At 43.0% G+C, this 15,181-nt stretch carries 8 protein-coding genes; 5 read left to right on the top strand and 3 right to left on the bottom strand.

The annotated features are described in order from the left end of the window. Positions 1-147: 147 nt before the first annotated feature. The 3 genes from DXB63_RS03130 to DXB63_RS03120 are packed head-to-tail and all read right to left on the bottom strand — an operon-like array spanning position 148 to position 5,297. Complete coding sequence (locus DXB63_RS03130; protein ID WP_122124995.1) at positions 148-1,596, bottom strand: glycoside hydrolase family 140 protein; 1,449 nt, start codon at positions 1,594-1,596, stop codon at positions 148-150. A gap of 43 nt (positions 1,597-1,639) precedes the next feature. Then, complete coding sequence (locus DXB63_RS03125; protein ID WP_122124994.1) at positions 1,640-2,812, bottom strand: glycoside hydrolase family 105 protein; 1,173 nt, start codon at positions 2,810-2,812, stop codon at positions 1,640-1,642. A gap of 34 nt (positions 2,813-2,846) precedes the next feature. Beyond that, positions 2,847-5,297 carry a glycoside hydrolase N-terminal domain-containing protein gene (locus tag DXB63_RS03120; protein WP_122124919.1) on the bottom strand — a complete coding sequence of 817 codons (2,451 nt, stop codon included), beginning with the start codon at positions 5,295-5,297 and terminating at the stop codon, positions 2,847-2,849. A gap of 146 nt (positions 5,298-5,443) precedes the next feature. On the opposite strand from DXB63_RS03120, the gene DXB63_RS03115 reads away from it, so the two are divergent. The 5 genes from DXB63_RS03115 to DXB63_RS03095 all read left to right on the top strand — a co-directional run bounded on the left by DXB63_RS03115 (position 5,444) and on the right by DXB63_RS03095 (position 15,171). After that, complete coding sequence (locus tag DXB63_RS03115) at positions 5,444-6,457, top strand: uroporphyrinogen decarboxylase family protein (protein ID WP_122124918.1); 1,014 nt, start codon at positions 5,444-5,446, stop codon at positions 6,455-6,457. Beyond that, on the top strand, positions 6,454-7,143 hold the full coding sequence (locus DXB63_RS03110; RefSeq protein WP_122124917.1) for a vitamin B12 dependent-methionine synthase activation domain-containing protein: 690 nt from the start codon (positions 6,454-6,456) through the stop codon (positions 7,141-7,143). The genes DXB63_RS03115 and DXB63_RS03110 overlap by 4 nt, the downstream gene beginning before the upstream one ends. Before the next feature lie 885 nt (positions 7,144-8,028). Next, positions 8,029-9,108, top strand: coding sequence for a tail fiber domain-containing protein (locus DXB63_RS03105; RefSeq protein WP_122124916.1), 1,080 nt, complete (start codon positions 8,029-8,031; stop codon positions 9,106-9,108). 219 nt (positions 9,109-9,327) lie between these two features. Further along, positions 9,328-10,383 carry a T9SS type A sorting domain-containing protein gene (locus DXB63_RS03100; RefSeq protein ID WP_122124915.1) on the top strand — a complete coding sequence of 352 codons (1,056 nt, stop codon included), beginning with the start codon at positions 9,328-9,330 and terminating at the stop codon, positions 10,381-10,383. Positions 10,384-10,404: 21 nt separating this feature from the next. After that, complete coding sequence (locus tag DXB63_RS03095; RefSeq protein ID WP_122124914.1) at positions 10,405-15,171, top strand: C25 family cysteine peptidase; 4,767 nt, start codon at positions 10,405-10,407, stop codon at positions 15,169-15,171. Positions 15,172-15,181: the final 10 nt, after the last annotated feature.

Genomic DNA, 15,181 nt, shown 5'->3' with positions numbered 1-15,181 from the left:
TGAGAGTTGAGAGTTATATTTTCTCCATTTTTAATTTTTAATTAAACGATTCTCAATTCAAAAGAACTCCTCCGTCGCTATGCGACACCTCCTCTATAAACAGAGGAGGAGCTGAGCATCCCATTTTCAATTCTCAACTTTCAATTCTCAATTTTCAACTCTCAACTTATTCAACTCAACATACTCTTTCCCTGCATCCACAGCGATAAGTACCTGATCGTTTCCACTGATGTAACCGCCATCATACTGGAAAGTCGTCACCTTACTGTCGAACTCACCGAGATATTGCAACTTACCGTCTTTCGCACCATACCACCATACTTTCTTCTTTGCTCCGCTGATTTTACTCAAATCGACCTGCATGGGACGTCCCGTATAATTGTACACCAACAAGTAATCATTTCCACGAGTGGCAACGGCACGGTCATAACGTTCACCGTTTGTTCCGGCAATAATGCTCTGGTCGGGCACACGCTCAAAGAACGGGAAAGCAAGCATCAGCCTTTTCAGATACTTCATCTGGTTGAAACCCGGATCTTTCATCGCATCCACCCATGTCTTTTTAGAACCGTCCGCACCGAATGAACCGATTACGCCCGGCGTGATAAACTGCATGATGTCATTGTGTCCGTAGGTATGTCCGAATGATCCGGCAAATACCGACCAGTAGGCATAACGGCGTACATCGGCAGCACTCCAGCGTGTTTCGTTCGGATCATGAAGTCCCTGCGGTATATCCTCGTAGATAGGCTCTCCGTCAATGACAGGTTTCATCGGCGTCATAGCCATGCTGCGTTCCACAAAACGCCAGTTATCCTCTTCCGTATTTTCTTCGATAGGATAATCCCCGTCACCGTTACGCTGTCCGTAACGGCGGTGACCGCTTTGAAACATATTAAAGTCCAACCAATCAGCATCATTGAACCAAGTAGCCGAAGTGGTTCTTCCTCTCGGGTGAAACGTCATCAGGTGATTCTTGTCAACGGCACGGATACTCTTTGCCAATGCTTCCCACTCGGCAGTCTTGACATCTCCGCGAATATCACCACCCACCATCCAGATGATGTTCGGAGCATCCTTGTAGCGTTCGGCAAGGAACTTACCGTAAGCCTGCGCATCTTTCACCGTCATCAGACCTTCGGAAACAGGCGTTCCCCAAATGGGAACCATACCGATATAGATGCCGTTCTTCTCGGCTGTCTTGATGATGTAGTCCATGTGATCCCAATAGCCGTACACGCCTTTCTTATTTATCTCCTTGAAGTTGAACCCATCCGGCAGGGAAGACTGACCGTAGCAGTTCATGGAAGGAACACTGTTCATGGTCTGCACTTGCACCACGTTGTAGCCCGCCTGACGACAATGACTCAAATAATAGGCAGCCTCATCACGGTTCAGACGTTCCGGCAGCAGCCATCCCGTCTCACCCAACCAAAAGAAAGGAGTCCCGTTCTCATGCTTGAGATAACGGTTTTCTTCCGATACCTGAAGTTTGCCATTCTCCCACGGCAGATATATCTTATTCTTTTGCGCCTGCAGGCTACCCACAGAAAGTAGGCACGCCGACAGCAGTAATACCAGTTTCTTCTTTTTCATGAAATCCACTTATTTTGATTTGTTATTGTTACTTCTTCAAACATTACTTATTCATCTTCTCGTATTCGATGGCAGCCAAGATGAAGCTACCCACCGACTTCGGGTCATTCTCAATGACCGGCTCGGAAACGTAATACTCGAAACTTCCGTCCCGATACACCTTGTCGCCACCCAGTCCGGCTACCGCGCAACAGTTCGTGATGGTATAAGTACCATCCTCTTCCTGTTTGATGAACTCCTTAATCATCCCGTCGAAAGCCTTCTTCACCGCCGGTTTATACTCCTCTCCGATATACCCCTTATTGATCGCTTTGCTCAGGAAGTAAACGAACAATGCAGAAGCGGAAGACTCGAGATAGTTACCTTTACGATTACCTTGATCCGTCACCTGATACCACACTCCGCTCTTCCCATCCTGATACTTCACGAGGACAGGAGCCAGATTCTTTACCAACGTCAGAATGGTATCTCTCCCGGCAACCGTCTCCGGCATATAATCGAGCACATCCACCAAGGCGGCAGCGTACCAACCGATGCTGCGGCTCCAGAAGTTGGGCGAACAGCCCGTTTCATCATCCGCCCATGCTTGCTCACGGCTTTCGTCCCAACCATGATAATACAATCCGGTTTCCGGATCATACGTTTTACGGGCAATCAGGGTAATCTGGTTCACTACATCCGGATAGACAAGAGAGTCGCCGAACACTTCCCCATATTGCACCAGATAGGGCGATGCCATAAAGATACCGTCCAACCACATCTGATGCGGATAGCGCAGCTTATGCCAGAAACCTCCCTCTGTGGTTCTGGGTTGTTCGGTCATCTGTTTGCGAAGTGTGTCCATCGCTATTTTATACCGATTGTCATGCGTCTGCGCATAGAAGTCGAAAAGTATCTTTCCGGCATTCACATTGTCGATGTTGAACGAAAGATACTTCATGGTTTTTATCTTACCGTCGGCATCAATCAGACTGTCGGCGTAAATCCTGGCATAATTATAATAAGCCGTGTCACCCGTATGTTTCCACTCCTCCAGCATGGACTTGACCACCAATCCATGTGTATAACCCCAATAAGGTTTCTTCGCCTTTTCTATCATCCAAGGTTCCGGGAAACGTTTCATTTCGGAACGCGCCATGCGTTCACTCCACTGTTCTTCCTTTTCCGTCCTGCCGTCGGTACATCCTAAAATTCCTCCCAACAACAGGAAGGCCATCCACCATTTAATCGCTTTATTATTCATAGTTCACTTATTTTCCTACAATGACATATTCCTCTCCCGCTTTCGTATCCAAGTCGTAGAGATAAGTCTTTTTCAATTCCACTCCATTCAGTTTCGCCTGCTCATTTATCAACGGTTTGCGAACGGCAGGCACAGCATACAACGTATTCGGATTGTCGCCTTTCGCTTTTCTCAACCCCTTGCCCGACAACTTCGTCAAGCAGCGCAGACGGCAGTTACCTCCTTTATGCGATTTAACCACCAACCGGTCTACCTTCCCCGCCTTCCAACGGATATCCAACTCGAAACCTCCGCGGGCAATAATGCCTTTTATCTCGCCCTCTTTCCATACATCGGGCAAAGCAGGCAGCAGATAGATAAAGCCGTCATAGCTCTGCATCAACATTTCCACGATTCCGGCAGTACAGCCGAAGTTTCCGTCTATCTGGAAAGGCGGATGAGCATCGAACAGGTTCGGATACGTTCCTCCTTTTTTCTTCTCGTTGCGGACAAGCGTCAGCTGATCCGTTATCAGTTTATAAGCATGATTTCCATCCAGCAGACGTGCCCACAGGCATACTTTCCACCCCATGCTCCATCCCGTAGAGGGGTCGCCCCGATGAATCAGTGAAGTACGGGCGGCATCAAACAGCTCCGGAGTGCGGTAAGGAGAAATCTGATTACTCGGAAACAAGCCGTACAGATGCGATACATGACGATGCACATCTTCCGGGTCATCCCAGTCGAACATCCACTCCTGCAACTGTCCCCAACGACCGATCTGCATCGGAGCCATCTCCGTCAGACGTTGTTCCAGATGGTCGGCAAATCCGGCATCCGTGCCCAGCAAACGCGCTGTGGTAATAATGGAAGTCCACAGGTCGAAAATCAACTGGTTGTCCATCGTGCATCCTCCGGCAGTAGTAGCCTTATCGTTGCTTCCGGCATGCGTATTCTCCGGAGAGTTACTCGGACAAACCACCAGCCATCCGTGTACAGGTTCTTTCACCATGATTTCGTCAAAGAAACGTCCGGCTTCCTTCATGATGGGATAAGCAGAACGCAAGAACTCCACATCGCCCGTATATAAATACCGTTCCCACAAATGACGGCACAGCCATGCACCGCCCGACGGCCACATGCCCGAAGGAGCCTTGTCCAAAGCTCCCGTAATGCGCCAGATATCTGTATTGTGATGAAGTACCCAACCATCGGCTCCATACATGATTTTCGCCGTCTCACGCCCCGTCTCGCTCACCTCTTTCGTAAGGCGCAGCAACGGTTCGTGAAGTTCACTGAGGTTGGTCACCTCAGCAGGCCAATAGTTCATTTCCACATTGATATTGCACGTATATTTGCTATCCCATGAAGGGAACAGTTTATCATTCCAAATGCCCTGCAAGTTGGCAGGCTGCCCGTCCGGTTGTGAGGAACAAATCAGCAGATAACGTCCGAATTGGAAGTAAGTAGCCACCAGATGGGCGTCATTGGTATTCCCGAAATTCTGCACACGCATATCGGTCGTTACCATCTCCTCTTTATTTGCGCCCAAATCCAGTGAGACCCGGTCCATATACTGTTTAAAGAAAGCCACATGGCTTTTCTTCGCTTCCCTATAATCCTGTTTCAGAGCCTTCGTCAGATAATCTTTGGCACGTTGTACCTGATCTCCCGTAATGTCCTGATAATTATTGAAATTCGTGGCAATAGATACATAGACGACGGCTTCATCCGCATTCTCCACCAGAAGTACACCATCCTTACAACAACTATTTCCACCCTTAATTTTAGTCGCCAGCCTTCCCTGAAACTCTACCTTTCCTTTCAGCCCCTCGTGCCATGAGGACACGCCCGAAAGCGTCACGCAATCCCCATCCGTAGCAATCAGTGCATCCTGATGAGGCGTAGTGAGCACAGCATTGAACGTAATCTTACCCGGAGCATCCGCCGTGAGCCTCACCATCACTACCTGATCCGTGAACGAGGTTATCATTTCCCGTCGGTAGTTCACTCCATCCACCCGGTAGCTTACAACGGCACGGGCAGAGTCCAGACTCAACTCCCTGTAATAATTATCATAACGCGCATGTCCCGGAAAAGCAATCCGCAAGTCACCGAAAGTCTGGTAAGGCATACCCGAATTCGTTTTCGCCATCACCTTCTCCGTCGCCAATGTCTGCGCTTCAAGATACTTGCCGGCAAACACCAGTTCACGCACCTTAGGGATGTACTCCAGCGCATCCGGATTCGCATTGTTATTGGGACGTCCCGCCCAAAGCGTTTCCTCATTCAACTGTAACTGCTCCATAGCCGGATTACCGAACACCATAGCTCCCAAACGTCCGTTTCCTAACGGCAACGCTTCCGTCCACACCTGTGCCGGGCAATCATACCACAACTTATACTCCTGTGCAGAGAAACACACGGAAGACGTCGCTAATAAGATGCAGGCACTCAGCACTATTTTCTTTATCGTCATTGGATTCAATCTTTTTGAACTTACTTCATATACATGAAGACGGACGGATATATGTTTTGTACTTATCAGTCTTAAAAAAATAAGAAGGTGTAGTACAAAAAGCCCCCGGTTACGTCCTATATCAAAACCAAAGTAAATAAGGTAGTATGGGAAAATTAAACATGCGTTCCTGGATGCAGGAAATTATCAATAACCCCAAGCGGGTAGCGGTTCCAATTATGACCCATCCGGGTATAGAATATATCAACAAAACCGTACGCGATGCGGTGACAGACGGATGTGCACACGCCGAAGCCATCAAAGTGCTGCAAGAGAAATATCCATCCGCAGCAGCTACGGTCATCATGGACTTAACCGTCGAAGCTGAGGCTTTCGGAGCGGAAATCGTGTTTCCACAACATGAAGTGCCCAGCGTCACAGGTCGTTTGCTCACGGATGAAGCCGCCATCGAGTCACTGGAAGTTCCGGCACTGAACAGGGGACGTATCGCACAATACCTGAAAGCCAATATGCTGGCAGCCAAAAGTATTGCCGACCGCCCTGTACTGGCAGGATGCATCGGACCCTACTCACTGGCGGGACGACTTTACGATATGTCCGAAATCATGATGCTGATTTACATCAATCCGGAAGCAGCCGCCGTCTTGTTACAGAAATGTACGGATTTTATCACCCGTTACTGTTTGGCACTGAAAGCCACCGGAGTGAGCGGAGTCGTGATGGCAGAACCGGCAGCCGGATTGTTATCCAACGAAGATTGCCAACAATATTCATCCGTCTATGTCAAACAAATCATAGACAAGGTTCAGGATGATAACTTTGCCGTCATCCTGCACAACTGCGGTAATACCGGACACTGCACGCAAGCCATGGTCACCACAGGAGCAATGGGCTACCACTTCGGCAACAAGATCAACATGGTAGACGCTTTGAAAGAAGTTCCTGCGGATGCACTTGCCATGGGTAATCTGGACCCCGTAGGCATCTTCAAGATGAGCACGGCGGAACAGGTAAAGCAGGCAACCCTGCAACTATTGAACGAAACAGCCGCTTACCCGAACTTCGTCCTCTCCAGCGGTTGCGACACTCCGCCTCATGTGCCGATGGAAAATATCGACGCATTTTTTGAAGCATTGGAAGAATATAACCAAGGAAAATGAACCGGAATACAAAAGACATCTTTCCTGAGTTCTCGGAATTAGACATTACGCTGAACGACTTATACGAGGCTATGGGGTATGGAGAGCAGACCCCTGATGATGACATACGTCAGTTCAGTGAATTTATCCTGAGTCAGGCAGCCGAACTGATCCACCCGTGTTTCTGTTTCTACCCGGCAGACGGGCAACTGAAAGACGAGACCTTGCAACTATCGTCCGTCACCCTCGACATTGGAAAGATCATCAGCAGACAGTTACGTGGAAGCGAACGTTTCATCATCTTCGCCGCCACTGCCGGACATCAATACGAAGAATGGACAAAGCGGCTGGAAGAAGAAGGTAACCTCGTAGCCCTATACATGGCGGATTCCTTAGGCAGCATCATCGCCGAAAAGACGGCAGACCGGATGGAAGCAGCCCTCGAACAAATGCTCCTGCCGGAAGGATTGCTGCACACCAACCGTTTCAGTCCCGGATATTGCGGCTGGCACGTTTCCGAACAGCAGCGTCTGTTCTCCCTCTTTCCCACCCCGCACCCTTGTGACATCCACCTGACGGATTCCAGTCTGATGCTACCCATCAAGTCGGTCAGCGGAATAATAGGCATCGGAAGCAAAGTAAGAAAACTGGAGTATTCCTGCGGATTGTGTACACTGGAAAGCTGTTACAGACGCCGTATAAAATGAGTAATTACTGACTTCACCTCTTCACCATAAAAGGATAAGTAGTTAGCGGATAAGCAATTAAAGTGAAAGCAGTTCATTTTTTGAACTGCACCCCGAAAAGTAGAATCAAACATTTTCATATCTAAATTTAGAGAACTTGGTTCGCGGATGACGCTGAAAAGGCTGATTATGACGGATTAATAATCTTAAAATCCGTCTTCATCTGCTCAATCCGCGTCATCTGCGAACCATCGGCTTTTTTAATTGAGCTTTAACAGCGGAAGTGACTTGTCACGAAAAATAGTGCCTTCACCCTAACAATCTATCCCCCAACTACTAAAGTGCAATTCGTGATAAGTGAAGGCAAGTCAAAGTAAAAGTTGAATAACAGCTAAATCAACAAAATGAGTGAACGAAAACGTATCATTGGGTAATTAAAAAGATATACGGTCGTTTGATTACGAAGATACGGTCGATTGTTTGCAAACTCCTATCGTTTGCAAACAAACGACCGTATGCTAAACAAGTCTCCAAACCGTTACTTATTTCTATCATCAATCCAAGAAAAACATAAACAGTTATATATCAACAATTTGTAAGGATAATATATACAAAGAGTAGCAAAGCACTAAGCACACTTACAGCACTTATTTACCTAAAAATCAAAGTTTTATTAAGTCTGCATTTATCACGCTTTTTATTTGGATTATCAAAAATTAACTATTACCTTTGTGAAATCAGACCTTAGAACAGACAAACCATAAAAAAGCGATTTTTATCGATTCCTATTCTAAGCATACATACAAAATAAAAACATAAAGGTACACAGCAGCTTGAAAGGAGGAAAAACTAACTGAGTACACGATAAACTAACTATTTTTACTAATCGCTTAAAATCAAACTATTATGAAAAAGCTTGTACTTATTTGTTTAGCATGTGCATATACTGCATTATCTTTCGGACAGATGAAAATAGATTCTTTGGGACAGGTACTGATTAATGACGTGGAAGATCACTTCTATAAACTTATAGGACCTTTTGAACCGGGTGGAGGATCAATACATTTCACAAATACTTCAATTCCACCGGCGCTGACAATGTATAGAATGTTCGCAAAAGCATTCAATTCATACGGTTGTGCCAATTTTGCTACAGAATCAGCTACAAGTACCGCATTAGGGTGTGGTACAGGTGGTTTGATACATTTCTATGTAAAAGGCGATGGCAGTATATATACTGACGAAGGTCTTGTTCAATTATCAGACAGCACTCAAAAAGAGAATATAGAAACACTACCTTCTACAATGGACAAGATTAAACAGCTACGGGGTGTTACATTCAATTATAAACATGACACAGAAAACTCCATTTCCACTTTATCCAACGAAATTGAAACGATAGAAGAACTAGGTGCTACCCCTGAAATCAGTCAGCAAATAGCAGAGGAGCAAAGCCGGAAACGTATCGGACTAGTAGCTCAAGAAGTAGAACAGGTCTTTCCTGAAGTAATCCGTACCTCTTATAGCGGAACGAAAGGTATCATGTATGGAGATTTGGTCGGAGTACTGATTGAGGGCATGAAAGAATTACAAGACAGTCTGAACACCCAAGCCGTACAGATTGCTGAACTTCAACAGCAAATCAATGAAATAAAAGCAACACTATCAGGAGGTTCTCAGCCTAAAAAAGCACCTCAAAGCACTGCAAACAACAAGTTTAAAGACGCCGTGCTCTATCCCAACACGCCCAATCCGTTCAACGAAGAGACCACTATCTCCTACCGCCTGTCGGCAAATGCCGGTACAGCAGCGATTTGTATTTATGATCTGAACGGCAGGCAACTGAAAAGCTATGCTTTGGATGTCAATACGATCAGTGGAGAAGTAAAAATCTCGGCATCGGAACTGATTTCAGGTATGTATATCTATGCCCTGATTATTGACAATCAGGTGATAGATTCTAAGAGAATGACGCTGATAAATTAAAGAGAAACGCCAACAAATATCCATTGTTCTGTATTAAACTGAATTGTAGGGTTGCTTTTCAAAATAACCTATTAATATACAGATACTTTCAAAATATAATGTAGGCTTTTTATTTTATTAATTACATAAAATGTAGGGTATGTGTAGGGGGAACTTTTTCATATTAAAATACACAGGTTTCATATATTTGCTTCATGTTAACCTCAAAAAAATATTATTATGAAATTAAAAACATTTCTGTGTGTAGTTATTACATTCGTTTTTTCACAAACAGTTTTCGGACAACTTAAAGTATCAGAGAACGGTTCTATCTTTATGGGAGAGTTAACTCCTTTTTCCGGAGGCTTTCTTAATATAGGAAGCGCCAGTAAAGTCGGGATTGATATCCGGCCTGAAATCCAGACAGCATGGGGAGATGTAGTCCGTGTAACAATGAAGAAGATCGGAATCGGTGCTTTTGTTGTGAGAAACCGTGATTTTTGGAATACCGGTGGAATGACAACCGATATTGTTTTTCAAGTATTAGGAGATGGCAAGATCTTCACAAGAGGACAATATCTCACACCTTCGGCAACTGCTGCTTCTGTTAATAAAAGCAGAAGTTTGCTTTCATTAAACAGTAGTGTAGTAGACAGGCTAAGACAACTTAACGCAGTAAGTTATCAACCCGAAGTTACAAAAAATGCGAGAGCTGCATCTGCTATCTCTTTAGATTCGATTAGTGAACCGTTGCAAGAGATAGAACTGCAAATGAGTGAAGAAAACAAACGGGAAAAAGTTGGCTTTCTGGCTCAGGAATTAGAGGAGGTATTTCCGAATGTTGTTTATACACTCCCTACCGGTGATAAAGCAATTGCATATACCGAATTGATACCCATATTGGTAGAAGCAATAAAAGAACAACAGACCCGTATCGAATCTTTGGAAACACTTCTTTCGGATTCAAATATGGCATCTCCTAAAAAGGCGAATACCGGCAATTCGGATTCTTCACAAAACATGAAAGACGCCATGCTCTACCCCAACACCCCCAATCCGTTCAACGAAGAGACCACTATCTCCTACCGCCTGTCGGCAAATGCCGGTACAGCAGCGATTTGTATTTATGATCTGAACGGCAGGCAACTGAAAAGCTATGCTTTGGATGTCAATACGATCAGTGGAGAAGTAAAAATCTCGGCATCGGAACTGATTTCAGGTATGTATATCTATGCCCTGATTATTGACAATCAGGTGATAGATTCTAAGAGAATGACGCTGACCGGTCACAATTAAATCAATATTAATCTATCGTTTATGAAAAAATATATATTACTAATAGGTATTTTACTTCCTACCGTTTTGATGGCTCAACTAACCGCTGAGTTCAACATAAACGGAGAAGAAATATCTTTCAATCAGTGGGGTAATTATGATAAAGTAATGTTCGGAGATCAATTTCTGAACGAAATCGGAAAACCGGAACTGCCCTTTGTCACGAAGTCGTTTGTAATCCCCAATAATGTGAGTGTCTCCGAATTACAAATTCAGGTGACAAATGAAAGAAAGCTGTCCGGCTCTTACTATATCTACCCCGCCCAGCCTCCACAGACCGTGAACGAAACGGAACCGATTCCTTTCGTTGAACCTGACGCATCTGTTTATAACTCTTTATCCGCTTATCCGAAAGACACGGCAATAATTGCTTCCGACGGAATCATCCAGGGTTATCATGTAGTAACCATCGCTTATTATCCGATCATCTATATTCCCGGCAATAGAGAGTTATATATCCGCGACCTATCCGTCACTCTGAATTACCGGACGAGCTTTACCGCAACCACTTCCCCCAACATCTCTTATAATCGTGCCCTATTGGCAAAAGGTTATGTAAAAGCGATGGTGGAAAATCCGGAAGATGTAGACCGATATGCCGATAATTCTAACGTAATTCCTCAGAAAGTATCTCTGAACAAAGGGCAAAGTGCAGCCAACACAAGAGGAATCAATATCATGGAAGAGATCATACCCGACTATATCATTATTACCCGGGACAGCCTGAAAGATACTTATAAAAAGCTGGCAGACTGGAAAACAAAAACAGGTATACCAACCCTCATAAAAACACTTGAAGAAATAGAGGTAGACTACAGAGGATCGGATTTACCGGAAAAGATCAGGAATTACCTGTTGGATGTTAAAAAGAGATGGAATGGAAACAGTATGTTCGTCCTGTTAGGAGGTGATACGGATGTTGTTCCGGCAAGATTGGCGTATGGCTACAAAGAACATTCTAATTATACGGCTGATATTTATTATGTGGCAGACAGCGTTAGTTGGAATCCTTCTACTTATAATCTATCTTCTAACTCAGACACAGTTTTCCAATCATCTTCTTATATAGGCAGATTACCATTGAAAACAATTAAAGAAACCTGTACATTTATTAATAAGCTTTTAACTTATGAGAAAGCAAATGATAAAAATGTAGATTATTCTTATTTTGAAAACTCATTAATAGTTGCATCTTTTCTAAATGGTCCAAAGGATACATCAGGAACGTATATAAATGAAATTTTCAATCATTGCTTAAATAGAGGTAATAATTATTGGTATATGTTCGACCATTTTAAATGTACGAGTACAAATGATCATATTTATAAACAAACCTATGATTATTCTGACGCCACCAAAGGAGAAGAACTGAATAAAAATAATTTTTTATCTGCTTTGCAAAATGGACGTAACTACGGACAATTCCATTTCGTATATCATCTAGACCATTCCTGGCAAAGCCATTTAGGAGCTTCAGCAAAAACAAAAGGTATGTATATTTTCAACAAAGATATTGATGATTTACCTGATACTTTCTATCCTAAAGTTATTTTATCAAGTGGATGCCATCCGGGAAGAGTAGATAAAGACTGTATTGCAGAACATTTATTCAAGAAAACTCATGGTGGTGCTGTAGCTTTTTTAGGAAATACGGATGTTGGATGGGCCGAGGAACATTTTCAACTGAAAGAATTTCTGGATATTGCTTTAAAAAAAGATGTCTCTTCAAAAGAACAATATAGTTTAGGTTACATACATTCTAAGACATCTAAAAAATATACACCTTATTGGCGATTCCACCTTCTAGGTGACCCCACAACACTTATGTGGACATCTACCCCTAAAAACCTACAGGTAACAGTCACTCCAAGTTCTATCAACAGCGGAGAAAATGAAATAACTGTTACGGTAAAAAATCTCCCTACGGGACAGCAAGCCACTATCTGCCTGATGAAAGATGAAGAGGCCTATGCCACCCGGATGGTGAATAATGCAACACCCCAGAAGTTCACATTTGCCCCAAATACCTCAGGAACATTGAATGTAACAGTCACAGCACACAATTTCAGACCTTTTGAAACCACTATTCCGGTCAAAGCAAATGAAAATCCGGCGGTTTATATTCAAAATCTGATTTTTGATGATGATAGAGACGGAAACAGCATCGGTGACGGCGACGGACATCTAGATGCAGGAGAAACCATAGAACTAACCATCGACATGAAAAACGGAGGCAGCACTGTGCTCAACAATGCCAAAGGTACACTAAGCTGTAGTTCTCCTTATATCACCTTGCTTAATAGTGCAGCGGAATTCGGAAAAATATCCACGACAGAAACGGTACGTTCAAAAAGTAAATTCAGATTCCATATCGATAAGAATACACCTGAAATTCGGAAAAGTGACTTCGATGCAATAGAATTTACTCTTAAAATAACAGACGGCACGGAACCCATCAACACCAATACATTTAAGATTGATGTCGAGGCTCCGGAACTGGAACTGCGAGATCAGAGTATACTAAATAACGGAAACGACCGATACTTATTTATAGATTTGATGAATGTAGGCAAAGGTTCCGCCACCGGACTTATAGCCCAACTATCTTCCGATCACTCGTCCATTCAAACGATTCAGTCACAACCCTCTTCATATCCGGTTATCGATAGGAATGAAGTAAAAGGAAATACACAAGGCTTTCTATTCCGGATAAATCCTGCCTATCAAATGGATGCCAATGTTTATTTCACATTAACTGTAAGCAATGAATACGGCAAGACATGGACTTTCAATCGATTCAAGCCGTTAGAAAAAGGTAAACAAATAGCAGTCAATAATATAGCGACAACCTCTTCCTATACCACCATTGAATTGAATTGGCCCATAGATACATTATCAACAGGTTATAATGTTTACAGAAGCACCAACGGAAAGTACGAAAACTATGTAAAGTTAAATACCTATCCGCTTACATCTTCTTACTTTCAGGATATGGATGTAACACCGTTTGCAACCTATTATTATAAAATAGCCGGCATATCGAAATCAGGGAATCAGGGACCACTGTCTGAAGCGGTAAAAGGTATGGTTTCTTTTCCACTGATTGAATCGTTTCCTCGTATCATGGAGTCTCAATGTGACTCTTACAGTTCTGTTAATGTAGCAGATATCAACTATGATGGATACCAGGAAATATTTCTTACTACAAAAATTGCATCCAATAAGAAAAGTCTTCTCATCGGATTAACTCATGAAGGTGAAGAGCTATTGAATCCAAATCCTGTATCAATTCACGGAATATGGACTTTTCCAACTATAGTTAGAGGAACTCCGGCTATTGGTGACATAAAGGGAAATGGAGAACAAACATTAATTCTCCCCACTTGGAATGATACTATCTCCCAAAATCAAATATTAAGTTGCCTCTCAATGAAAGACACGGACGGAGATTATATGTTGGATAAATATTGGGAAAATAATACAGGAATGTCTTGTTTTCGAGGTTCCATATTAGCTAATGTAGACAACAGTACGGATGGAAGTCTGGAAATAGTGCAAAAAGGAAATGGAACCTCAAAAGTGAAGATTTTTGATAACGACGGACGTTTAAAATACAGTTTTGGAGAAGGAAGTACTTATTCCATGCCGGCTGTTGCGGATCTTGATAATGACGGAGATAAAGAAATCATTTTCTGTAACAACAATCAAGGAATATCTATTTATCATCATAATGGAACTCTATTTGGAAAAACTGATCCATTTTGGGGAGAAGAAATAGATTTATCATCTTCACCTGTCGTCTGCGATATAGATAATGATGGACGAAAAGAAATAATTGTGGCTCAGAAACGAAGTTATCAAAGTCATATTTATGTTGTCAATCTAGACGGAAAACTTGTTTCCGGATGGGACGGTTCACAAAGCATTGCTTATAGCGGTTCTAATAACAGCGGACTTGATCATATGGTATCCGTCGGAGATATAAATGGAGACGGAAAACTTGAAATAGTAGCATTAGGGACGGATATGATTAAAGCATGGAGTAATAATGGAAAGACAATCTTTACGAAAGATGTAAAATATCTTTTTCCGGATGACGCATATATAGCAAATATAAATGTTCCTATTTTGGCTGACGTAGACGGTGACGCTATTGCAGATATTGTCTTTGGTCTAGACGATAAGATATGTGCATTGCATGGTGATGGCTCTGAAGTTTTGGGATTTCCTCTATATATGAATACAACAATTGCTGGAAATGTTTGCGTTTCAGATATTGACAAAGACGGAAAGAATGAAATAATAGCGATAGATAATAACAATTCCTATGTCTACGCATGGAAGACAAACGGAAATCCGAATGCCATTGAATGGGGAAGTGAACGACATGACAATCATAACACAGGAGAATACGGGACATTCTGCCAACCGAAGTTAATCCACTCTAATACGGTTTGGGATGGGGTAACTCCTTGCGGAAATATCATTGTACAATCCGGTACATTCACAATCCCAGTAGGAAAAACAATGTCATTGAACAAAACATCCAAAATTATTGTTCGCTCCGGAGGTATATTAGTCGTAGACGGCAGTACAATCAATAACGCTTATATCTGGGCACAGGATGGTGGAAAAATTATTTTAAAGAATAATGCGACCATTAACCTAAGAAGCTCCGGAAACTTCATTATAGACAAGAAAGCTATATTAGATAATCAATACAGTGTAATCAATAAATCAACAAACTAAATACATAAGC

The organism is Bacteroides sp. OM05-12 (genome assembly GCF_003438995.1).
Lineage (GTDB): Bacteria > Bacteroidota > Bacteroidia > Bacteroidales > Bacteroidaceae > Bacteroides.
This window is presented reverse-complemented; position numbering and strand designations above follow the sequence as displayed.